This is a genomic window from Limnohabitans sp. TEGF003 (assembly GCF_055395455.1).
Genome location: NZ_AP029225.1, coordinates 1585519 through 1604492, shown reverse-complemented (window position 1 = coordinate 1604492; position 18974 = coordinate 1585519). Strand labels below are relative to the sequence as shown.

28 protein-coding genes and 1 pseudogene are annotated in these 18974 nt (G+C 61.5%); 17 read left to right on the top strand and 12 right to left on the bottom strand.

Annotated elements, in window-relative coordinates; translation table 11 throughout:
- Positions 1-149: 149 nt before the first annotated feature.
- The 3 genes from ACZ5RT_RS07940 to ACZ5RT_RS07930 are packed head-to-tail and all read left to right on the top strand — an operon-like array spanning position 150 to position 1361.
- Positions 150-488 (top strand): type II toxin-antitoxin system RelE/ParE family toxin, encoded by a 339-nt coding sequence (locus ACZ5RT_RS07940; protein ID WP_464454121.1) that lies wholly within the window; start codon positions 150-152, stop codon positions 486-488.
- A complete protein-coding gene (locus tag ACZ5RT_RS07935) occupies positions 485-781 on the top strand; it encodes a helix-turn-helix domain-containing protein (RefSeq protein ID WP_464454120.1) in 297 nt (98 codons plus the stop codon). Before ACZ5RT_RS07940 ends, ACZ5RT_RS07935 begins: the two co-directional genes overlap by 4 nt.
- Positions 782-821: 40 nt before the next feature.
- Positions 822-1361, top strand: a complete 540-nt coding sequence (locus ACZ5RT_RS07930; RefSeq protein WP_464454119.1) for a DUF924 family protein — start codon at positions 822-824, stop codon at positions 1359-1361.
- A 282-nt stretch (positions 1362-1643) separates the two neighbouring features.
- Here ACZ5RT_RS07930 and ACZ5RT_RS07925 read toward each other — a convergent pair whose 3' ends face one another.
- Genes ACZ5RT_RS07925 through ACZ5RT_RS07915 form a run of 3 tightly spaced genes read right to left on the bottom strand, consistent with a single transcriptional unit; the run spans position 1644 to position 2721 of the window.
- Positions 1644-1961, bottom strand: a complete 318-nt coding sequence (locus tag ACZ5RT_RS07925) for a hypothetical protein (protein ID WP_464454118.1) — start codon at positions 1959-1961, stop codon at positions 1644-1646.
- 48 nt (positions 1962-2009) lie between these two features.
- Positions 2010-2408 (bottom strand): type II toxin-antitoxin system RelE/ParE family toxin, encoded by a 399-nt coding sequence (locus ACZ5RT_RS07920; protein WP_464454117.1) that lies wholly within the window; start codon positions 2406-2408, stop codon positions 2010-2012.
- On the bottom strand, positions 2401-2721 hold the full coding sequence (locus ACZ5RT_RS07915; protein WP_464454116.1) for a type II toxin-antitoxin system Phd/YefM family antitoxin: 321 nt from the start codon (positions 2719-2721) through the stop codon (positions 2401-2403). The genes ACZ5RT_RS07920 and ACZ5RT_RS07915 overlap by 8 nt, the downstream gene beginning before the upstream one ends.
- A 277-nt stretch (positions 2722-2998) precedes the next feature.
- Here ACZ5RT_RS07915 and ACZ5RT_RS07910 point away from each other — a divergent pair, with 277 nt between their 5' ends.
- The 9 genes and pseudogenes from ACZ5RT_RS07910 to ACZ5RT_RS07870 all read left to right on the top strand — a co-directional run bounded on the left by ACZ5RT_RS07910 (position 2999) and on the right by ACZ5RT_RS07870 (position 6257).
- The gene (locus ACZ5RT_RS07910; RefSeq protein ID WP_424380235.1) at positions 2999-3151 is read left to right on the top strand and encodes a DUF4160 domain-containing protein; all 153 of its coding nucleotides are present in this window, start codon (positions 2999-3001) and stop codon (positions 3149-3151) included.
- A 105-nt stretch (positions 3152-3256) separates the two neighbouring features.
- Positions 3257-3511 carry a DUF2442 domain-containing protein gene (locus tag ACZ5RT_RS07905; RefSeq protein WP_416560712.1) on the top strand — a complete coding sequence of 85 codons (255 nt, stop codon included), beginning with the start codon at positions 3257-3259 and terminating at the stop codon, positions 3509-3511.
- Positions 3512-3627: 116 nt separating this feature from the next.
- Positions 3628-4095 (top strand): hypothetical protein, encoded by a 468-nt coding sequence (locus ACZ5RT_RS07900; RefSeq protein WP_464454115.1) that lies wholly within the window; start codon positions 3628-3630, stop codon positions 4093-4095.
- A gap of 48 nt (positions 4096-4143) precedes the next feature.
- A pseudogene (locus ACZ5RT_RS07895) lies at positions 4144-4554 on the top strand (RES family NAD+ phosphorylase); the annotation flags it as partial.
- A gap of 51 nt (positions 4555-4605) precedes the next feature.
- The gene (locus tag ACZ5RT_RS07890) at positions 4606-4896 is read left to right on the top strand and encodes a nucleotidyltransferase family protein (protein ID WP_464454205.1); all 291 of its coding nucleotides are present in this window, start codon (positions 4606-4608) and stop codon (positions 4894-4896) included.
- A gap of 212 nt (positions 4897-5108) precedes the next feature.
- The gene (locus tag ACZ5RT_RS07885; RefSeq protein ID WP_416560708.1) at positions 5109-5333 is read left to right on the top strand and encodes an addiction module protein; all 225 of its coding nucleotides are present in this window, start codon (positions 5109-5111) and stop codon (positions 5331-5333) included.
- Positions 5330-5533 carry a hypothetical protein gene (locus ACZ5RT_RS07880; protein ID WP_464454114.1) on the top strand — a complete coding sequence of 68 codons (204 nt, stop codon included), beginning with the start codon at positions 5330-5332 and terminating at the stop codon, positions 5531-5533. The genes ACZ5RT_RS07885 and ACZ5RT_RS07880 overlap by 4 nt, the downstream gene beginning before the upstream one ends.
- Positions 5473-5622, top strand: coding sequence for a hypothetical protein (locus tag ACZ5RT_RS07875; protein ID WP_464454204.1), 150 nt, complete (start codon positions 5473-5475; stop codon positions 5620-5622). The genes ACZ5RT_RS07880 and ACZ5RT_RS07875 overlap by 61 nt, the downstream gene beginning before the upstream one ends.
- 17 nt (positions 5623-5639) lie before the next feature.
- Positions 5640-6257, top strand: a complete 618-nt coding sequence (locus ACZ5RT_RS07870) for a pyridoxamine 5'-phosphate oxidase family protein (protein WP_464454113.1) — start codon at positions 5640-5642, stop codon at positions 6255-6257.
- A 353-nt stretch (positions 6258-6610) separates the two neighbouring features.
- Here the strand turns inward: ACZ5RT_RS07870 and ACZ5RT_RS07865 are convergent, their stop codons facing one another.
- The gene (locus ACZ5RT_RS07865; RefSeq protein ID WP_422170599.1) at positions 6611-7351 is read right to left on the bottom strand and encodes an SOS response-associated peptidase; all 741 of its coding nucleotides are present in this window, start codon (positions 7349-7351) and stop codon (positions 6611-6613) included.
- A 58-nt stretch (positions 7352-7409) separates the two neighbouring features.
- Between ACZ5RT_RS07865 and ACZ5RT_RS07860 the strand changes: the two genes are divergently transcribed.
- The 4 genes from ACZ5RT_RS07860 (at position 7410) to ACZ5RT_RS07845 (ending at position 9662) form a co-directional block, all read left to right on the top strand.
- Positions 7410-7940: a pseudouridine synthase gene (locus tag ACZ5RT_RS07860; protein WP_416560704.1), complete on the top strand. Its 531-nt coding sequence runs from the start codon at positions 7410-7412 to the stop codon at positions 7938-7940.
- An 87-nt stretch (positions 7941-8027) separates the two neighbouring features.
- Positions 8028-8666 carry an NAD(P)H-dependent oxidoreductase gene (locus ACZ5RT_RS07855; protein WP_464454112.1) on the top strand — a complete coding sequence of 213 codons (639 nt, stop codon included), beginning with the start codon at positions 8028-8030 and terminating at the stop codon, positions 8664-8666.
- Between the two features lie 125 nt (positions 8667-8791).
- A complete protein-coding gene (locus ACZ5RT_RS07850; protein WP_019427071.1) occupies positions 8792-8932 on the top strand; it encodes a hypothetical protein in 141 nt (46 codons plus the stop codon).
- A gap of 40 nt (positions 8933-8972) precedes the next feature.
- Positions 8973-9662, top strand: coding sequence for an RluA family pseudouridine synthase (locus tag ACZ5RT_RS07845; protein ID WP_464454111.1), 690 nt, complete (start codon positions 8973-8975; stop codon positions 9660-9662).
- A 4-nt stretch (positions 9663-9666) separates the two neighbouring features.
- On the opposite strand, the gene ACZ5RT_RS07840 is transcribed toward ACZ5RT_RS07845, so the two are convergent.
- Entirely contained in the window at positions 9667-10566 is a 900-nt protein-coding gene (locus tag ACZ5RT_RS07840; RefSeq protein ID WP_416560702.1) for a DMT family transporter, read from the bottom strand.
- 120 nt (positions 10567-10686) lie between these two features.
- On the opposite strand from ACZ5RT_RS07840, the gene ACZ5RT_RS07835 reads away from it, so the two are divergent.
- Complete coding sequence (locus tag ACZ5RT_RS07835; RefSeq protein WP_291930087.1) at positions 10687-10977, top strand: 2Fe-2S iron-sulfur cluster-binding protein; 291 nt, start codon at positions 10687-10689, stop codon at positions 10975-10977.
- A gap of 238 nt (positions 10978-11215) precedes the next feature.
- On the opposite strand, the gene ntrC is transcribed toward ACZ5RT_RS07835, so the two are convergent.
- The 7 genes from ntrC to ACZ5RT_RS07800 all read right to left on the bottom strand — a co-directional run bounded on the left by ntrC (position 11216) and on the right by ACZ5RT_RS07800 (position 18972).
- Entirely contained in the window at positions 11216-12781 is a 1566-nt protein-coding gene (gene ntrC, locus ACZ5RT_RS07830) for a nitrogen regulation protein NR(I) (RefSeq protein ID WP_464454110.1), read from the bottom strand.
- 35 nt (positions 12782-12816) lie between these two features.
- Positions 12817-13881 (bottom strand): nitrogen regulation protein NR(II), encoded by a 1065-nt coding sequence (glnL, locus tag ACZ5RT_RS07825; protein WP_464454109.1) that lies wholly within the window; start codon positions 13879-13881, stop codon positions 12817-12819.
- Positions 13878-14390, bottom strand: coding sequence for a hypothetical protein (locus ACZ5RT_RS07820; RefSeq protein ID WP_464454108.1), 513 nt, complete (start codon positions 14388-14390; stop codon positions 13878-13880). Before ACZ5RT_RS07820 ends, glnL begins: the two co-directional genes overlap by 4 nt.
- 69 nt (positions 14391-14459) lie before the next feature.
- Positions 14460-15875 carry a type I glutamate--ammonia ligase gene (glnA, locus tag ACZ5RT_RS07815; RefSeq protein WP_464454107.1) on the bottom strand — a complete coding sequence of 472 codons (1416 nt, stop codon included), beginning with the start codon at positions 15873-15875 and terminating at the stop codon, positions 14460-14462.
- 283 nt (positions 15876-16158) lie between these two features.
- Positions 16159-16974, bottom strand: coding sequence for a competence/damage-inducible protein A (locus ACZ5RT_RS07810; protein WP_464454106.1), 816 nt, complete (start codon positions 16972-16974; stop codon positions 16159-16161).
- Positions 16975-17001: 27 nt separating this feature from the next.
- Complete coding sequence (locus tag ACZ5RT_RS07805) at positions 17002-17937, bottom strand: EI24 domain-containing protein (RefSeq protein WP_464454105.1); 936 nt, start codon at positions 17935-17937, stop codon at positions 17002-17004.
- Positions 17938-18009: 72 nt separating this feature from the next.
- Complete coding sequence (locus tag ACZ5RT_RS07800) at positions 18010-18972, bottom strand: sterol desaturase family protein (RefSeq protein ID WP_464454104.1); 963 nt, start codon at positions 18970-18972, stop codon at positions 18010-18012.
- Positions 18973-18974: the final 2 nt, after the last annotated feature.

Here is an 18974-nt window from a genome sequence, read left to right as displayed (position 1 = left end):
ACACGCGGCGAAGCATACAGCACTCATAAAAGGTAAAAAAATCACACAAATATATTTTCTTTGGATTCATTTTTACCTTATTCTGGCGATGGAGGGTTATGGTCGGAACCACACCACAGCCCGCATGAAATTATCAAAACGGATATAAAATGAAACGCATCCAGTGGCTAGGCACCAGTCTCAATGCGGTCAGAGAATTTCCCGATGAAGCTCGGGCCATGGTGGGTACGGAGTTGCGGCAGATTCAAAACGGTTTGATGCCCAGCGACTTCAAACCCATGACGACCGTGGGCGCTGGCGTTTTCGAGATCCGGGTGCGAGCCGGGAACCAGTACAGGGTGATTTACGTGGCCAAATTTTCAGAGGCGGTGTATGTGCTGCATGCTTTCGTCAAGAAGACGCAGAAAACTGGCGCCCCCGATTTGGAGTTGGCGCACAACCGTTACCACGCATTGCTGAACACAAGAAAGGCAGGCAAACAGTCATGAGCAACAAACTGAACATGGTCGTTGGCAGCGACAACGTCTTCCACGACCTCGGCTTTGCCGAGCCTGAAGCGCAAAACCTGTTGCTGCGCGCCGACTTGGTCTCGCACATCCGCAAGGTCATCCTCAAACTCGACATCACCCAAGCCGAGGCCGCGAAACGCGCTGGCATCAGCCAACCGCGCATGAACGATTTGGTGAAAGGTCGTACTCACAAATTCACGCTGGATGCACTGGTCAATGTGGCGGCGCAGTTGGGTTACACCGTCAAGCTGTCTGTGAAGCGGGCGGCTTGATGGAACGGCTGTTCTGGCTGATTCCAACAGCGCTATCGCAATGAACCCACAAACAGTCCTCCACTTCTGGTTCACCGAACTCACCCCCAAGCACCACTTCGCCAAAGACGCGGCATTGGACGAAACCATCCGCACCCGCTTCGGGGCCACGCTGGCGGCGGCGGCGCGGTGTGAGTTGTTTGGCTGGCGCACCACGCCCGAGGGGCGCTTGGCCGAGGTCTTGGTGCTCGACCAGTTCTCGCGCAATGTCTACCGCGACACCCCGCAAGCCTTTGCGCAAGACGCGTTGGCCTTAGCGCTGGCGCAAGAGCTGGTGGCCAGTGGGCAAGACCGCAGCCTGCCCTTGGCGCAGCGCAGCTTTGCCTACATGCCCTACATGCACAGCGAGTCCGCCCTGGTGCACACCCAAGCCGCCGCCCTGTTTGCGCAGCCGGGCATGGAAGACACCCTGCGCTTCGAGCAGCGCCACCAAGCCATCATCGAGCGCTTCGGCCGCTACCCCCACCGCAACGCCATCTTGGGCCGCCCCTCCACGCCCGAGGAGCTGGTGTTTTTGAGTGAGCCGGGGTCGGGGTTTTGAGTCTTTTCAATTGGTTAGTGGCACTAACCAACTGACTGCCTTCGGCGATCAGCTTGTTCTTGAGCCACTTCCAATAGTTGCGCACCTTCTTGTAGTCGGGCTGGTCGGTCAACACAGCCACCACATCCAGCACCGAAAACCACCATTTCTCAGCCTCGGCATCCCATTCGCTGCGAATGTGCTGCGATTCGAACAGCTTGATTTTGCTGTCGGCGTCGAACTTGTCGGGGATGCTCGTCATGCTGAAACCTTGTCGTTGTTTGGGGTGAATCGGGGGGGCGTTTAGCTTTTTGAACCACGCGCAATGGTGGCCGATAGGTTGTAGTGCTGGGTGTTGTAGTTTTTGCCGTCTGCGGCAGTTATCCGGAAATTCCGGATAACTGCGTCTTGCTCTAACTCGTTGTCAGCAAAGATGTTTTTCAGGTGTTCGCTCACCGTGCGAACGTTGACGCCATAGAGCTCCCCCATCATTTTTTGGCTCAGCCACACATCTTCGTCGGCATACACAGCATCTACCCCGCCTTGGCCGCTGGCGGCAACAAAGGTGAGGTATTCGGCTGCAGATGAACGAATGGTGGGCAGATTTTTTTTGCTGCTCATGCGGGTTGCTCCTCGGATTCAATCTTGGCCACAGTGGTTTTGAGCTGTTTAGTCATACGTCGATGGTGCTGACGGCCACAGCCGCGCAAAATCAAACGAGAGTTGGCGGTGATGCCGAATGGACAGCAAGACCACCGTCTCTTGGGCTTCCATGGCTGCGTAGAGCACAAGACAGTCGCCATGCAGGTATTCGCGCAGCGCATCCGGCGCTCCCGCAGGCATGGCCGCCAGCAGCGCCAGCGCCTCGGTCGATTGGGGTGGGTTGGCCAAGTAGCGCCGTCCCATGCGCGGAAAGCGCCGCAGGTTCGGGATGACGGTGGCGCGAAGCTCGGCCAGCAAGTCATCGAATGCCAAGCCCGCATCCGCCTCCACCCAAAACGCCTGAATGGATTCAAGGCGCTCCAGGAAGCTGGCGGTCAGCTCGACCCGGTACAGCGGGTCAGCCACGTTGCTTGGTCGGGAGTTTGATGGCGGACTTGCGCTGCTGTTGCAGCTGGGCCAGCGCGGCGTCTGCTTCAAACGTGCGGCCTGCGGTGATGTCGGCCAGGCCGCGCTGGGCGTCGTCGATCAACAGCAGGTGGATGCGTTCGCGCTCCAGCCGGTGGTAATAGTCCAGTCGGTCAGCGTCGATCAGCGCGACATAGCTCTCGCCGTTTTTGGTGATGATCTTCTCTGCCCCGGCCTTGGCCTGGTCGGCCAGCTCGGACAGATGGGAGCGTGCTTGCGTGAACGGCACGACGTCGCTGGCAGAAAAACCCATGACTGGCTCCTATGACATTGCAGAATTCTGCACATTTTATGTCAGCTTGGCTTTTTGCTTACTTACGGGCTATATACAGAGCGAGTCCACGCCCGAGGAGCTGGCTATTTGAGTGAGCCGGGGTCGGGGTCGGGGTTTTAAGATCGTCATGGTTTTGACATCGGCCTGAATACCCTTGGCCACAGAACCTCGCTAAACTTGCCCGATGCATCCCGCCATTGCTCAACACCCCGAGTCGATTGATGCGGCGTGCCTCCCGCGCTTAGGAGTGTGATCCATGCCAACGATTGCCATCTTCTTCGGAATCATCGTGCGCATGTGGCACGACGATCACCCGCCACCGCATATCCATGTGGAGTACCAAGGGTTTGAGGCTTTGGTCGCGATTGAAACCGGCTTGGTCTCGCAAGGCGAGCTTCCACGAAAGTAGCCAGCATTGTGAAAGACTGGTGCCTTCTTCACCAAACGGAACTGTTGAATAATTGGGAAAAAGCCCAACACTTCGAACCTCTAGACCGCATACAAGGAGCCGACCGTGATTAAGTTGCTTGATGTAAAGACCATTGCAGCCCATCAATTGGAACTGACCTTCAGCGACCATACGCAGGGCGTTTTTGATGGAGCCCGTTACTTGGCCGACCGCCAAGGCACATTATTGGAGGCTTTGCGTGACCCGGCTTATTTTTCGAGATGCTTTGTAGATGCTGGTGCACTCTGCTGGCCCAATGGACTAGAACTCTCAGCCGCTCGACTGTATGAGCTGTCTCATGCCGTCAAAGCCGCTGCTTGATCAGAAACGATCCCAACAAGATAACGAACTTTACAAATTTTCCTAAAATCACGGGGCCAGCATCTTGGGTGCTGGCCCCGTTTTGTTGGTCAAGCTGGTGCACCAGGAAGAACACCATGAACACGCTCACCTTCCCGCTATCGGCCGTCGTGGAAATGCCCCGCAACAAAGCCAGCGGCCAAGACACTTACGCCTCAGAAACACAAACCAACGCGCTGCTGCGCTTTGGCGCGCAGTACCGGCTGCAACGCATTCAGGCCGCTGACATGATCACCACCGACGAAGCAGCTACCCTGTCGGGCACCACCCGCGTGACCATGAACGCCTGGATCAAAAGCGGCCGCTGCATTGGCGTGTCACACCTGCGCCGTGGCTACAAGCTGCCCCGCTGGCAGTTCGAGCCGTTCATCTTTCCGGTCATCGCGCCCATGGCCGCTGCCTTGGGTTCGACCGACGGCTGGCAACTGCTGGCTTTCCTGGAAAGTCCGCACCCGGCACTGGACGGCCAGTCACCCCGCACCGCGCTGGAGCAAGGCACACCCGCCCAGCGCGTGATCGATCTGGCCACGGCAGAGGGGCATTGACCGCATCCTCCCATCCTTGAACTGGCCCCGGGCCAGACGTTTCACCGCGTGCAGCTGACGCGTGCGCGCAAAACCAGCGTGCGAATCAACGGCTTGTTGTTGGCACCCACCGGTTTGCAATCGGGGCGTTTTTGCTTACCTTCCGAACCCACGGCCTATCTGGCCGACAGCGAGCACACCGGGCTTTATGAGTCGATTTTTCGGCGCGATGTGCACAGCCGCTCGCTCGACGACTTGGCCCGCAAGTCGCTGGTGACGTTCACCACCAAAGGCCGTTTGCGTTTGGCCGATGTGCGAGCGCTGGCCGAGCCCTACCCCGTACGTCAAATTCAACGTGTCGCCATCACCCAAGCCTTTGCGCAAGAGTGCCGGGCGCAGCAGCTGGACGGCATCGTGTATGCATCAGCCCAACACCCACTGCATGCGTGCATTGCACTGTTCGCGTCGGGCATGGCGGAGCTGAAGAAAGTTTCGTCACTGCCGCTGGTCAATCGCTTTAAACTACACCCCATGCGACCATCCCAAGCACTCAGCCAACACCGCGACGCCGTCTGCCAAGCCGCAGCCCGTTATCGCGTGGCCAACCCGCGCGTGTTTGGGTCGGCTTTGCATGGCCACGACGTCGAGGGCAGCGACTTGGATTTGTTGGTCGACCCTCTACCCGGCACCACGCTGTTTGATCTGGGTGGCTTGCAAGACGAATTGCAAACTTGGTTGGGTGTGTCCGTGGATGTGCTCACGCCCAAAGACTTGCCTGCCAAGTTTCGGGATGCGGTGGTGCAAGAAGCCCGCCCGCTATGAGAAACCGTGGTTTGGGACACTCTGCAAACAGCCCTGCCCACACTCAAAAGTTCAGCTCGATTCCATCGTTTCTGGGTAAACCGGGTCGGAGTTTTAGCCCTCACAGCCAGGCGCTCAGATCCGACACTTATTCATCGATTGGATAGCGGCTTGAATGCCCTTGAGCGCTGAACTTCGCTAAACTGACTTGCCTCTGACCTTTGGAGTCCACCATGCCCACCGCCAAACAACTCTGCGATCAAGCATCACAACTGCCGCCCGATGAGCGCATGGCTTTGGTCGATCAGATTTTGGACACGCTGGACGAGCGTGACAGCTCGCTGGATGGGCAATGGGCACAAGAGGCAGAGTCCCGCCTAAGCGCTTACCGCCGGGGCGAAGTTCAAGCCATCCCACTGAACGAGGTCATTGCCAAATACCAAGCCAAATCAGCATGAGTGTGCGGCTGCTGCCCGCCGCTCAAGTCGAGCTGGAAGAGGCGATCCATTGGTACAGGGAACAAGCGCCAGGCTTGGGCGATTCGTTTTTGGTGGAGTTTCTGCGCACCATTCAGCTCATTGAGCGCCACCCGCAAGGCTGGCTCCGCTTTCAAACAACACCCGCCGCTGCCGCCTGCGCAGATTTCCATACGGCGTGATTTACAGCCAAGATGAGCAAGGCATTCTGATCGTGGCCGTCGCCCATTTGCACCGTCGGCCTGCGTATTGGCAAAGCCGTGTGAATTGATCTCACTGAAGTTATCCATGCACATCACCACCCTCCCCGCCCTGCGCCAGCTCTACGGCCCTGCCCGTGAGCGTTCGCTCAAAAAGGAAATCCCGGCACTCGATGCGCATGCGGTGCAGTTCATTGGCTTGTCGCCCTTTGTGGTGTTGGCCAGCAGCGATGCCGATGGGCACATGGACGCTTCGCCGCGCGGGGGCGAGCCTGGTTTCGTCAAGGTGCTGGACGCGCAGACGCTGCTGGTGCCCGATGCGCCGGGCAACAACCGGCTGGACACGCTGGAGAACATCATCGCCACGGGCCGCCTGGGCACTTTGTTCATGGTGCCGGGCTTTGACGAGACTTTGCGCGTGAATGGCCGCGCTGTCTTGTCCACCGACTCGGCAGATCTGGCGCTGTGTGCCGATGCGCGGCGCACGCCCGCGCTGGTGATCCGCCTGACGGTGGAGTCGGTGTACCTGCATTGCGCCAAGGCGTTCATGCGTTCGCGGTTGTGGGATACCTCGCGCCACACTGACCGGGCACAAATGCCCAGCATGAGCGAGATGATGCGCGACCAGATCAGCGCCTTCAGAGGCGAGGAGATTGAGGTGGAGTCACAAGCCCAGATGCTGGAGCGTTATCGGCAATCGCTGTGAGGTGCGGGCATGACAGTCCTAGGCGAGTAGGACAACCATTTGTCACCCCGGACTTGATCCGGGGTCTATGCCTTCGGCTGCCGTGGATACCCGCATGCGCGGGTATGACAGTGAAAGGCGGGCATGAAAGTTCTGGGCGGGTATGACGTTTCTAGGCGGTGTGACAGTTCACGCAGGCACGGCAAACATTTGTCACCCCGGACTTGATCCGGGGTCCATGCGTTCCGCTGCCATGGATACCCGCATGCGCGGGTATGACAGTGAAAGGTGGGTATGACAGTGAAAGGCGGGTATGACGTTTCTAGGCGGGTATGACAAACAACAGGGTATGGCAACAGACAGGTGGACGGGCCTTACTTTTTCTGTACCGGGTTGGCCAGCAGCAGGTTGGCCGGGTAGGCGCGCATGAACTCGCGGGCTTTGTCTAGGGGGGCGTTGAGCCAGGCACCGTAGGCGCCCTCGTTCAGGATGGCGGGCATGCGTTTTTCGTTGCCGTTTTGGCCATAGCGGTTCATCAGGGCGTGGCTGTTGGCGTTCACCGTGAGCAGGGTGAAGCTGATGATTTCTTCACCATCTTTGGCCCAGCGCTCCCACAAACCTGCCACGCCCATGGGCTGGCCGTCCACGCGGGCGATGCGGGTGGGCACGGCTTTGCGGCTGCGCCAGTCGTCTTCAAAAAACGCCTGCATGGGGATGATGCAGCGCTGGCCTTTGAGCCAGGTCTCCCGCGTGGCCGTAGCGGTGCTCATGGTTTCATAGCGCGTGACGGCCAACTTGGTGGAGCGGAGTTTGGCGTCTGACGCCGACTTGACCCAGGTGGGCACCAGACCGAATTGGCCTTGGGCCAGCTCCATGACCAACGGGCAGGCGGGGGCGGCAGGCGCTGCCACCTCGCAAGCGGGTTCAGCGTTGGGTTCAGCACCGGGTTCAGCAGATGGCTCTGCGGCGGGCTGCCCGGGCACAAACGCCTTGCGGATGAAAAACCCCGGCTGGCGCGGCCAGACTTCTTTGCCCAGCAGGGCTTGGGGCGGGGCGATGCCAAAGGCCTCGGCGTACAGGTCGGGGCTTTTCAGGCATTCGTATTGGGTGCTCATGCGGTCGATGCTAACCGACCTGATACGCTCAGCGCTCGATAACAAGACGTGCTTGCCCATGCTGATCCGTTTCAACAAGCCCTATGGCGTGCTCAGCCAGTTCACCCCGGAGGGGCGCTGGCAGGGGCTCAAGGACCACATCGACCTGCCGGGGGTGTATGTGGCCGGGCGGCTGGACGCCGACAGTGAAGGTTTGCTGCTGCTGACCGACGACGGGAAGGAGCAGGCCCGCATTGCCGACCCGCGCTTCAAGATGGAAAAGACCTATCTGGTGCAGGTCGAGGGCTTGGTGGACGACAAAGCCCTGACCGCCTTGGCCCGGGGCGTGACGCTGAACGACGGCCCCACCCTGCCCGCCCGCGCCCGAGCGGTGGAGCCGCCAGCCGACCTGTGGCCGCGCCACCCGCCGATTCGCGAGCGGCAAAGCATTCCCACCTCGTGGCTGGAGCTGAGCATCCGCGAGGGCCGCAATCGCCAAGTGCGGCGCATGACTGCGGCCGTGGGCTTGCCCACGCTGCGGCTGATACGAACCGCCATTGGGCCTTACAAGCTGGATGGCCTGCCCACGGGCACCTGGCAGCAAGTCTGAGCCCGGCGCAGTGGCTTGCGCCAACGCGACGCCAATGCAACGCGTCTTCCTGCACAATCGCGCATCTTTCAATCCAACGGAATCCCCATGTCTGACTTGCTGAACAAACTCGAATGGCGCTACGCCTGCAAAAAAATGGACCCGACCAAGGTGGTGCCCCAAGACAAAGTGGACCGCATCGTCGAAGCCGCCCGCTTGGCCCCGACCTCCAGCGGTCTGCAGCCGTTTGAAATCATCGTGGTGACCAACCCCGCCGTGCGCGAGCAGATCAAGCCCAAGGCCTGGGGCCAGGCCCAGATCACCGACGGCTCGCACCTGTTGGTGTTTGCTGCTTGGGACAACTACACGGCCGAGCGCATCAACATGATGTTTGACCTGACGAACGCACAACGCGGCGGCACCAACGAAGGCTGGGAAAACTACCGCCAGATGTTGCTCAAGAACTACCCCGCACGCATGCCCGAGGTGAACTACGAGCACGCTGCACGCCAGGCCTACATCGGCTTGGGCGCAGCCTTGATCGCCGCCGCTTTCGAAGAAGTGGACGCCACGCCCATGGAAGGCTTTGACCCCAAAGCGGTGGACGAGATCTTGGGCCTGAGCGCCCGCGGTCTGCGCAGCGTGGTGATCGTGCCCCTGGGTTACCGCGCCGCCGAAGGCGACTGGCTGGCCAACCTGAAAAAAGTGCGCCGCCCCACTGCGCAGTTCGTGACCGAAGTCAAATAAGGTCGCAGCGCACCTGCCGCTCTTGGAGCGTCAGGTGCCGCCCCTCCACAAAGCCGCAGATCCTGCGGCTTTGTGCTTTAACATCAAGGGCTTCCCAAACCGGGATGTCTATCCAAGGAAACAACATGGCCAAAGGCGAACAACGCAGCAACAAAATGGCCAAGAAGCCAAAGAAAGACACCTCGCCCCCCAAGACGTTCACGTCAGACCGCCCCATGGCCCCGTCCACCTTTGTGGCGCCGCGAGGCAAAGTCAAGGACAAGTGATTTTTCCCGCCGAGCGCTCTGCACGCCCGGCCCGCTCTGCATGACCCCGATCCACGAAGACGAGCACCTGCTGGTGCTGGAAAAACCCAGCGGCTTGTTGTCGGTGCCCGGTCGCGGCCCGGACAAGCAAGACTGCTTGTCCAAACGGGTGCAAGACCGCTACCCCGAAGCCCTGATCGTCCACCGCCTGGACCAGGACACCTCGGGCCTGCTGCTCATGGCACGGGGCATCGAAGCCCAGCGCCGCCTCAGCAAGCTGTTTGAAACCCGGCAGGTCAAAAAACGCTACGTGGCGGTGGTCGCTGGGCAGCCAGAACAAACCCAAGCGGCCGTGGTGCCCGACGAAGACGGCTGGCGCACCATCGACGGCCCGATCCTGCTCGACTGGGAGCGCCGCCCGCTGCACATCATTCACCCCGACGGCAAAGCCAGCCGCAGCCGCTGGCGTGCCCTGCAAAGCAGCCACAGTGACAGTTTCAGCGCCAGCCTGATCGAGCTCGAACCCGTGACAGGCCGCACCCACCAGCTGCGCGTGCACCTGCAAAGCATTGGCCACCCCATGTTGGGCGACTCGCTGTACGCCCCTTCGGACATCAAGGCACTGAGCCCGCGCTTGTTGCTGCACGCGCAAGAGCTGGCCTTTGTGCACCCTTTCACCGATCAAGCTTTGGCGTTCAAGGCCCCGGTCGAATGGTCGGCCACGTCACCTTTCATCGCCCCCCAACCCTGAGCGTTCAGGTTTTGCCCGAGCCCTGGATGCGGCCCGACACCACACCGCACAACACCACCAGGCCCATGCCCGTGAAGGCCAAGGCATCGGGGATGTGGTCAAACAGCCACCACCCCATGAGCGTGGAAAAGCCCACCCCGGTGTAGAGAAAAGGCGAAACGACCGAGGCCGGGGCTTTGGAAAAAGCCACGATCAGCAGGTATTGGCCCAGCGTGGCGGCCAGGCCCACCAAAAGCAGCAGCGCCCACTCGTTCAGGCTTTGCGGCGTGACCCAGGCGTTGAACACCAGCACCGTGCTCACCGCCCAGCCCACCCAGCCTGTGTAGAGCTGCATCACGGCCGGGTCTTCGGTGCGCGTCATGTGGCTGGTCACGGCCTGGAACACGGCATAAGTCAGCACCACCGTGAGCGCCATCCAGCCGACCGAGCTGTCGACCTGCCCACCCGGGCGGATGACCAGCATGGCCCCGATCAAGCCGCCCACCACCATGAGCCAGCGCAGCAACGAAACCTGCTCTTTCATGACAAAGCGGGCCAGGGCCGTGAGCACCAAGGGTGTGAGCATGACGGTGGCGGTGAACTCGGCCACAGGCATGCGCTGCAGGCAATAAAAAGCCAACAAGCTACACGACACCATGAGCAAGCCGCGCAGCAACTGCCAGCGCAGCTTGTCGGTGCGCCACATGGCACGCCCCCGCACAGGAGCCAGCACCACCGTGGTGCCCAAAGCCTGCACCGCATAACGAAACCACAGCACCATCAAAGGCGTGACGCTGAGCATGACCCATTTGCTGGTGGCGTCGCTGAAGCTCAGGCTGGCCATGGCCAGCACGGCGAAGACGATGCCGGGGCCCAGCCAGCGGGTTGGGGCAGATGTTCGGGGCTGATGCAGTGGGTGATTCACGGGCAGCGAAATGTTCTGTGAGCGGCCATCTTGGCACACCTCGCCGCCCGGGGCTGTCGCGCAAGGCAAACCTGTGCAAGCGCCTCACCCCATGGAGCCAAGCCACTACACTCGCCCACCATGTCCCAAGAAATCCCTTTTTTCAATGGCCGCATCGCGCCCGACGGCGGCAGCTTTGACGCCTGGAAAACACAAAGCCTGCTCGACTCGATGGAGCAAGGCGGCTTGCAGTGGCCCAGCTCCTGCCGATCGGGTACGTGCCGCACCTGCATCGGGCAACTGGTCTCGGGCCAGGTGCACTACGAGATGGAATGGCCCGGCCTGACCGCCGAAGAAAAAGCCGAGGGCTGCGTGCTCCCTTGCGTGGCCAGACCCCTGAGCGACGTGGTGCTGCAAGACCCATTTGCCTGACCGCCGGGCCAGTGCTGAAGCACGCGCCCAGAAAGGCATGGATCCCGGATCAAGTCCGGGATGACAGACAGGGGGTCCGCGATGACAGACAGGGGGTCCGCGATGACAGACAGGGGGTCCGCGATGACAGACAGAGGGAGTGCCCCTCACTGATCGTCATACCCGCGAAGGCGGGTATCCATCACCGTCGAAGGCATGGATCCCGGATCAAGTCCGGGATGACAGACAGGGAAATAGTTCAAGCGTCGTCCAGGCCCAACTCCTGGATTTTTCGGGTGATGGTGTTGCGGCCGATGCCCAGTTTTTGCGCGGCCTCGATGCGGCGGCCTCGCGTGGTGGTGAGGGCGGCCTCGATCAGTTGGCGCTCAAAGCGGCGGGTCAGCGCGTCCCACACATCGGTGCGGCCTGCGTTGAGCAAGGCCAGCGCCTCCTGTTCCAAGCCAAGCTCCCAGCCCATTGCGGCAGTGCTGGCGGCAGTGCTGGCGGCGGTGACAGACCCCGCTTCGACCGAACCCAAGGTTGGCGGCGATACGGCCCCAACCTGGTCGCTGGCGTGCTGAGCGGCATCCGACGCTGAAAAACTGGCGTGGGGCGCGGCCATGCCTGAGGGCAAAGCAGCTGGCTCAGCGGCTGCGCCGGGGCTTTGCTGCACTTCGGGCGGCAAGTCCTTGAGTTCAATCACCTGCGCCGGGGCCATCACGGTCAGCCAATGGCAAATGTTTTCGAGCTGGCGCACATTGCCCGGGAACTGGAACTGGACCAGGCGCTCCAGTGCCTGATCTGAAATGCGCTTGGGCTCCACGCCCAGTTGTTGGGCGCTGCGCTGCAAAAAGTAGCGGGCCAAGGCGGGCACGTCTTCGCGCCGCTCGCGCAGTGCGGGCAGGCGCAGGCGAATCACATTCAGGCGGTGGTACAGGTCTTCGCGGAACACGCCTTCCTTGACGCGCTGCTCGAGGTCCTGGTGGGTGGCGGCGATCACGCGCACATTGGCCTTGACGGCGCTGTGGCCGCCCACGCGGTAGAAGTTGCCGTCCGACAGCACGCGCAGCAAACGCGTTTGCAAATCAAAGGGCATGTCGCCGATCTCGTCCAGAAACAGCGTGCCGCCATCGGCCTGCTCAAAGCGGCCCCGGCGGGAGGCCTGCGCGCCCGTGAACGCGCCGCGCTCGTGTCCAAAGAGTTCGCTTTCGAGCAGATCCTTCGGGATGGCGGCGGTGTTGATGGCCACAAAGGGCTGGTTGGCGCGGGGCGAGTGTTTGTGCAGCGCGTGCGCCACCAGCTCTTTGCCCGAGCCCGACTCGCCCGTGATGAGCACCGTGACATGGCTTTGCGCCAGACGGCCGATGCCGCGGAACACGTCCTGCATGGCCGGGGCCTGGCCGAGCATCTCGGGGGCATCGTCCATTTTTTCTTCGGCCACGTCTTCGCGCTGGCTCTCGCCCACGGCGCGGCGGATCAGCTCCACCGCCTTGGGCAAGTCAAAGGGCTTGGGCAGGTACTCAAACGCGCCGCTTTGGAAGGCCGACACCGCGCTGTCCAGATCAGAAAAAGCCGTCATGATGATGACGGGCAAACCGGGCATGCGCTGCTTGATGGCAGCGAGTAAATCCAGCCCCGAGCCGCCGGGCATGCGGATGTCGCTGACCAGCACCTGCGGGCCATCGCTCTCGCCTTCGGCCTCCAGCGCCTTCAGCACCTCGCGTGGGTTGGTGAAGCTGCGGGTGGGCAGTCCCTCGCGCAGCAGTGCTTTTTCAAGCACAAAGCGGATGGATTGGTCATCGTCTACGATCCAGATCGGCTTCATCAACGTGGCGCTTTCTGTGGTCACTCTTGTGTGCATTAAGGCAACGGAATCAAAATCTTGAAGTCCGTACGACCAGGCTCGCTGTCACATTCGATCATGCCGTGGTGCTGTTGCACAAAGGTTTGCGCCAATGTCAGCCCCAGGCCCGAGCCGCCTTCGCGCCCCGAAATCAACGGGAAGAAAATGCGGTCCTTGATCGAGTCTGGAACACCAGGCCCGTTGTCCATCACATGCAATTCCAATGCCAGGCGATAACGCTGCTTGCCAAACGTGACTTGGCGCAAGATTCGGCTCTTGAGCGTGATCTGTGCATCGCCCTGTGCGATGCGCTCTTGCAGGGCCTGCGCCGCGTTGTGCGCGATGTTGAGCACCGCCTGAATGAGTTGCTCGCGGTCACCCCGAAACTCAGGGATCGAGATGTCGTAATCGCGCACCACCTTCAGGCCCTTGGGAAACTCGGCCAGGATCAGGGCGCGCACCCGCTCACACACCTCGTGGATGTTCACATCGCTCACCACATGGGGCCTGCGGTGTGGGGCCAGCAAGCGGTCCACCAGCGTCTGCAGGCGGTCGGCTTCGTGGATGATGACCTGCGTGTATTCGGTCAAGTCCTTGCTGTCCAGCTCCATCTCGAGCAGCTGGGCCGAACCCCGGATGCCGCCCAGCGGGTTCTTGATCTCGTGCGCCAGGTTGCGGATCAGCTCCTTGTTGGCCTGGGCCTGCTCGGACAGGCGGTCTTCGCGCTCCTGGCGGGTTTGCTGCTCCACAGGCAGCAGCTCGACGATCACCTCATGGGGCTGGTCCGACGGGGCGACGATCACATGCACAGGCAACGGGTCTTCGTGGTGCAGTCGGCGCAACTGGGCTTCGTAGCGCAGCGCGGCAAACTCGTTGGACTGGGCCCCGGACAAAGCCGAAATCAGAGGCTGTGGGTCCACAAAATAGTCGGGCAGATGCGTGTCGTACAGCGTGCGTCGGGACATGCCCAAGGCGTCTTCGAGCGCTGCATTGACAAAGCGCACACGGCCCTGGCCCTGCAACACCGCCACAGGCGTGGCCAACAAGTCAAAAGCCAGAAATCGGGCAACGGGCACGGTCATGGTTTCACGGTTCTCTGGGCCAACTCACGTTGCAAGCTGTCGATGTCACGCGCAGCGCGGTCGATGGCGGCTTTGAGCGCTGCCACACGCTCATGGTCTTGCAGGGGGGCCGCGTGTTCGGGCGAGAGCTGGATGGGGGTCCCTTGCTTGTACGCTTGCACCCAGCTTTGGTGCTGCTTTTGCACCCGCTCCAGCTCCTGGACCAAAATGGTGCGCGCCTGCGCATCGCGCTCGGTTTGCCGGGTGGTGCTGGCGCGTGCGGGCTCGGCTTGGGTGCTGCGCGACTCGTCCGGTGCCTGGCCTTCGGTGCTTGTCTTGACGGGCACCGCTTGGGGGCGCACCCCAGGGATGACCGTGACGGCCTGTTCAGCGAGCCGCTCACAGCGGGACGGGTCGCGCGGGGCGTTGGTGTATTCCTGGCCACAGCGGTAAATGGCCTCCTGAGTCAGTCCACTCTGGCACCCGGCGGCAGCCGACACCACGAGCAGACCCTGACGCAGGGCGTGCATAAAAAAAGGACGGCCGAAGCCGTCCTTGGTGGGTATTGCACGGGCAGGTGCAATGTGCCGCATGGTGAATTACAGCGAGTAGTACATGTCGTATTCGACAGGCGAGACTTCCACGCGGCTGCGGTTGACTTCCTGCATCTTCAGTTCGATGTAAGCGTCGATCCACGAGTCGGTGAACACGCCGCCCTTGGTCAGGAAGGCGCGGTCGGCGTCGAGGGCTTCCAGCGCCTGGTCCAGGCTGTGGCAGACGGTGGGCACCAACTTGTCTTCTTCTGGCGGCAGGTGGTACAGGTCCTTGGTCGCGGCTTCGCCGGGGTGGATCTTGTTTTCGATGCCGTCCAGACCCGCCATCAACAGGGCGGCAAAGCCCAGGTAGGGGTTCATCAATGGATCGGGGAAACGGGCTTCCACACGGCGGGCTTTGTCGCTGGCGACGTTGGGGATGCGGATCGAAGCCGAGCGGTTCTTGGCCGAGTAAGCCAGCTTCACAGGCGCTTCGTAGTGCGGGACCAGGCGCTTGTAGCTGTTGGTGCCGGGGTTGGTGATCGCGTTCAGGGCGCGGGCGTGCTTGATGATGCCGCCGATGTAGTACAGGGCAAATTCAGACAAGCCAGCGTAGCCATTGCCTGCGAACAGGTTCTTGCCGTCTTTCCAGATGGACTGGTGCACGTGCATGCCGGAGCCGTTGTCGCCAGCGTAGGGCTTGGGCATGAAGGTCGCGGTTTTGCCGTAGGCGTTGGCCACGTTGTGGATCACGTACTTTTGCAAAAGGGTCCAGTCGGCGCGCTCGACCAGTGTGGAGAACTTGGTGCCGATTTCGCACTGGCCAGCGCCAGCCACTTCGTGGTGGTGCACTTCGACCGGGATGCCCACGGATTCGAGGATCAGCGACATTTCGCTGCGCATGTCGTGTGTGCTGTCCACGGGTGGCACGGGGAAGTAGCCCCCCTTGACGCGGTTGCGGTGACCGCTGTTGCCGTTGTCCATCTTGGTGCCGGTATTCCAGGGGGCTTCGGCTTCGTCGATGGCGTAGAAACTGTTGTTCGGCTCGGTGCTCCAGCGCACGTCGTCAAACAAGAAGAATTCTGGCTCGGGACCAAAGAAGGCGGTGTCGCCCAGGCCCGATTGCTTGAGGTAAGTCTCGGCGCGCTTGGCGATCGAACGTGGGTCACGCTCGTAGGCCTTGCCGTCGTTGGGCTCGATCACGTCGCAGATCAAGACCAGTGTGACTTCTTCGAAGAAGGGGTCGATCAGGGCGCTGTTGGGATCGGGGATCAACAACATGTCCGAAGCTTCAATGCCTTTCCAGCCCGCGATGGAAGAACCGTCAAACGCTTGACCTTCTTCGAACTTGCTTTCGTCGAACTGCGACACGGGCGCAGTGATGTGCTGCCATTTGCCACGGGTATCGGTGAAACGGAAGTCAACGAACTTGACTTCGTTCTCTTTCACCATCTTCATCACGTCTGCGACGGTCTTGGCCATCAAAATCTCCTGAATGGAAAGGGGTTAAAAAGCTTGCTCACGGGTCTTGCAGTTTCTGTGCCAACTTGAGGCCCAAACCGCAGCCGAACAACCCGAGATTGTGCCCTGCAGGCGACCCGTTGGGCATCTCCGGGGGATAAAAAGCGTGCCCTCTCGGCATGGTCGATGGCCACCGCCGCCAGGCTTTCACTTTTTCAAGCCACTGGACACCTCAACGGTTTGTCCAGCTCCGTGACAATGCACTTTTATGGTGCAATTTTGCACCATTTTGGTGATACCGAGATCAACGCACCAATTCGGGGCCATATTCCAAAGGAAAAGCCTTCAGGCCTTGCCGCAGGTCCAGATAAGCCCGTTCGGCATCGGCCGGTTCGCCCTTGACCCCCAGCTCGATGTGGCGCCCCCACTGCGGGTGGTCCACGCTGGGCAGGCTGAACACCTTGACGCCGGGGTGCGCGGCCTCAATGGACTCCATCAAGGGCGTCAGGGTGGCTTCCATCGCCCCGAGGACGATCACCGACTTTTCGATGTACGCGTTGCGCCGGAAATGGGCGCTGTATTGGCTGTCCAGCACCGATTCGATCATCGGCCAGGCCATGACCGGAAAGCCGGGCACAAAATGCACCGCGCCGCCGCCCGCGCCTGTGCAGCTGAACCCGGGAATCTTGTTGTAGGGGTTGCGGATGATGGCTGCCCCTTCAGGGAACACCCCCATGTTCAGGCGGTGGACGTTGTCCGGGCGGTCCGGCTCGTAAGCCACGCCCTGCTCCTTGGCGGTGTCCTGCATGCGCTCGTGAATCAAGCGCTTGGCTTCGGGGTGCAGGGCCAAAGGCACGCCCAGCGCTTTGGCCGCGCATTGGCGCGTGTGGTCGTCCGGCGTGGCCCCGATACCGCCGCAGCTGAACACCACATCGGCCGAGGCGAATGCGCGTTTCAGGGTGGCGGTGATGCGCTCGGGCGAGTCGCCCACGTATTCGGCCCAGCCCAGACTCAGGCCGCGCGCGGTCATCAACTCGATGACTTTGGGCATGTGCTTGTCCTGGCGCTTGCCGGACATGATTTCGTCGCCAATGATGATCAGGCCAAAGGTGGGGGTCATGGTGGTCTTGAAGAAAAAGCAGTCGGTTCAAAGGCTGGGGCGGGGTTCGACATCGGTGACGCTGTCGGCCTTGTCTTCCGGGCCCGGGCCGAGCCGGGCAGCGGCATGGGGCGAAGCCGGCACGGCGGGTAAAACGTCATCGACAGCCGCGCGATGGGGTTCATTGCGCGGTTCGTTGCGCAGCGCCTGCAAGGCCGCCAGCGCAAAGTGGGCAAACCACAGCGAAGAAAACGCAAACACCAAGGTGTAGATCCAGATGGCCACAGGCACCAGGATCACAAAGGCTGCGGCAAACAAAGCCCCCGAAGCCCACACCAAGCTGGGCGCAGCGCCCATGAGCCCGGTGACCACGCCCATGCCCAGAAAGCTCATGCGGTGGCGCGCCATCAGGGCGTGGCGCTCGTCGGCGCTGGCGAATTCGGCCAGCACATCAAAAGCCATGACGCGGTAGGTGAGCCAACCCCAAATGAGCGCAGGCAGCACCATGGCCAAGGGCGGCACCAGCCACATCGGCAAAGTCAGCAACAAAGCGCCCAGCGCCAGCAGCAAGGACAAAAATGTCCACCACAGGCTCAGCGCCAGGCTGCCGCCGTGCTTGCGCTGCAGGGCCGCAAAGCGCCGGTCGGCCACCAGGCGGGTCAGTGCAGGCGTCATCAGGAACGAGACCGCCAGCAAAGACGCCACCACCACCAAAGGGGTGACCGAAAAAATCACGAGCAAAGGGGCCACCACCGTCTTGAGGTCGGGCAAACCAATGCCTTCGAGCCAGCGCCAGACCACCGCCAGCCAGCTGGACGCATCCAGCCAGCCGCGCACCCCGGTGACGGCGATGTCCCAGTACAGGTAGCCGAGCAACCAGGACAAAGCCACGATCAGCACCAGCGGCAAAAACGACAAGCCGATCACCCGGGGGTAGAGGCAATACATCGCCGCGCGCCAAAAGGAATCGATCAGGAGTTTCATGGGCGAAAGCTTAACAGTTGAGCGGGGCTGGCGTGCCAAACTGCCGCCCGTGGTGCGGCCAGAGACGCCGCCTCAGGCGCGGCCCAACAGCCTGAGCAGGCCCAGTCGTTGCTGGGCCCAGAAGCCTCGGCCATAATCGCGGCCCTGCTCCACCTGGTCGCGCACGCCAGTGGGGTCATAGCGCAGCTGAAAATCGGCCGTGCCAAACAGCATGTCCCACCAAGGCAGCAGCACCCCGAAGTTGCAGCCGCCCAGGACTTTGCGGCCTTGAACGTCAAATTCATGCCCGATGCCCACGCTGTGGTGCCTGCGGTGAAAGCGCGGACTAACCCACAGGCGTTCGCCCACGCGGCCAAACCAGAGGCGCACATTGGCGTGCTGGAAGTTTTCGCTCAGCTGGCTGATGGCCACCAGCGCCACAAACTGCCCCGGCCCCACGCCGATCAAGACCGCCACGGCCGACAAAATCAGGCTGGTGAGCATGTCGTCGAGCAAGTGGTTGCGGTTGTCGCTCCACATGGTCATCTGCCGCTGCGAATGGTGCAAGGCATGCAAGGCCCACCAGGCGTTGGACTGGTGCTGCGCACGGTGGATCCAGTAATGGACAAAATCAAAGACCACCAGGTACAGCACGAAACTGACCAGGGCCAGATCGGTCACCCCGGGCCACAGGCCATCCAGGTGCAGCGTGGGCATGCCCCAGGCCCGCAACACGCCCAGGCCTTGCTCGAAGGCGTAGTCGAGGGTGAAAAACATGCCCAGCTTGAACAGCCCCAGGCGGTGGATCAGGGTGTAGATCACGTCGACCCGCACCGCTTGTCGGTCGCGCAGCGGCTCGGCAGGCCAGCGCCGTTGCATGGGGCCGATCACCCCGCACATCACCAGCAGCTGCAACAGGCCAACCACCACCCAGCCCGTGCCTTCGTAGGCTTTTTCCAGCAGCTGGCCCTGGCCCGCCGCAAAGGCAAGGGGTTGCACGACGGCCTCGAAAAGCATCTGCTGACCGCGGTCAAACAGGTCGATCAAAAAGTCCATGG

Coding starts and splice junctions, on each gene's coding strand:
- ACZ5RT_RS07940 (WP_464454121.1), top strand. CDS start 150: ATGAAACGCATCCAGTGGCTAGGCACCAGTCTCAATGCGGTCAGAGAA.
- ACZ5RT_RS07935 (WP_464454120.1), top strand. CDS start 485: ATGAGCAACAAACTGAACATGGTCGTTGGCAGCGACAACGTCTTCCAC.
- ACZ5RT_RS07930 (WP_464454119.1), top strand. CDS start 822: ATGAACCCACAAACAGTCCTCCACTTCTGGTTCACCGAACTCACCCCC.
- ACZ5RT_RS07925 (WP_464454118.1), bottom strand. CDS start 1,961: ATGAGCAGCAAAAAAAATCTGCCCACCATTCGTTCATCTGCAGCCGAA.
- ACZ5RT_RS07915 (WP_464454116.1), bottom strand. CDS start 2,721: ATGGGTTTTTCTGCCAGCGACGTCGTGCCGTTCACGCAAGCACGCTCC.
- ACZ5RT_RS07910 (WP_424380235.1), top strand. CDS start 2,999: ATGCCAACGATTGCCATCTTCTTCGGAATCATCGTGCGCATGTGGCAC.
- ACZ5RT_RS07900 (WP_464454115.1), top strand. CDS start 3,628: ATGAACACGCTCACCTTCCCGCTATCGGCCGTCGTGGAAATGCCCCGC.
- ACZ5RT_RS07890 (WP_464454205.1), top strand. CDS start 4,606: ATGCGACCATCCCAAGCACTCAGCCAACACCGCGACGCCGTCTGCCAA.
- ACZ5RT_RS07885 (WP_416560708.1), top strand. CDS start 5,109: ATGCCCACCGCCAAACAACTCTGCGATCAAGCATCACAACTGCCGCCC.
- ACZ5RT_RS07880 (WP_464454114.1), top strand. CDS start 5,330: ATGAGTGTGCGGCTGCTGCCCGCCGCTCAAGTCGAGCTGGAAGAGGCG.
- ACZ5RT_RS07870 (WP_464454113.1), top strand. CDS start 5,640: ATGCACATCACCACCCTCCCCGCCCTGCGCCAGCTCTACGGCCCTGCC.
- ACZ5RT_RS07865 (WP_422170599.1), bottom strand. CDS start 7,351: ATGAGCACCCAATACGAATGCCTGAAAAGCCCCGACCTGTACGCCGAG.
- ACZ5RT_RS07860 (WP_416560704.1), top strand. CDS start 7,410: ATGCTGATCCGTTTCAACAAGCCCTATGGCGTGCTCAGCCAGTTCACC.
- ACZ5RT_RS07855 (WP_464454112.1), top strand. CDS start 8,028: ATGTCTGACTTGCTGAACAAACTCGAATGGCGCTACGCCTGCAAAAAA.
- ACZ5RT_RS07850 (WP_019427071.1), top strand. CDS start 8,792: ATGGCCAAAGGCGAACAACGCAGCAACAAAATGGCCAAGAAGCCAAAG.
- ACZ5RT_RS07845 (WP_464454111.1), top strand. CDS start 8,973: ATGACCCCGATCCACGAAGACGAGCACCTGCTGGTGCTGGAAAAACCC.
- ACZ5RT_RS07835 (WP_291930087.1), top strand. CDS start 10,687: ATGTCCCAAGAAATCCCTTTTTTCAATGGCCGCATCGCGCCCGACGGC.
- ntrC (WP_464454110.1), bottom strand. CDS start 12,781: ATGAAGCCGATCTGGATCGTAGACGATGACCAATCCATCCGCTTTGTG.
- glnL (WP_464454109.1), bottom strand. CDS start 13,881: ATGACCGTGCCCGTTGCCCGATTTCTGGCTTTTGACTTGTTGGCCACG.
- ACZ5RT_RS07820 (WP_464454108.1), bottom strand. CDS start 14,390: ATGCACGCCCTGCGTCAGGGTCTGCTCGTGGTGTCGGCTGCCGCCGGG.
- glnA (WP_464454107.1), bottom strand. CDS start 15,875: ATGGCCAAGACCGTCGCAGACGTGATGAAGATGGTGAAAGAGAACGAA.
- ACZ5RT_RS07810 (WP_464454106.1), bottom strand. CDS start 16,974: ATGACCCCCACCTTTGGCCTGATCATCATTGGCGACGAAATCATGTCC.
- ACZ5RT_RS07805 (WP_464454105.1), bottom strand. CDS start 17,937: ATGAAACTCCTGATCGATTCCTTTTGGCGCGCGGCGATGTATTGCCTC.
- ACZ5RT_RS07800 (WP_464454104.1), bottom strand. CDS start 18,972: ATGGACTTTTTGATCGACCTGTTTGACCGCGGTCAGCAGATGCTTTTC.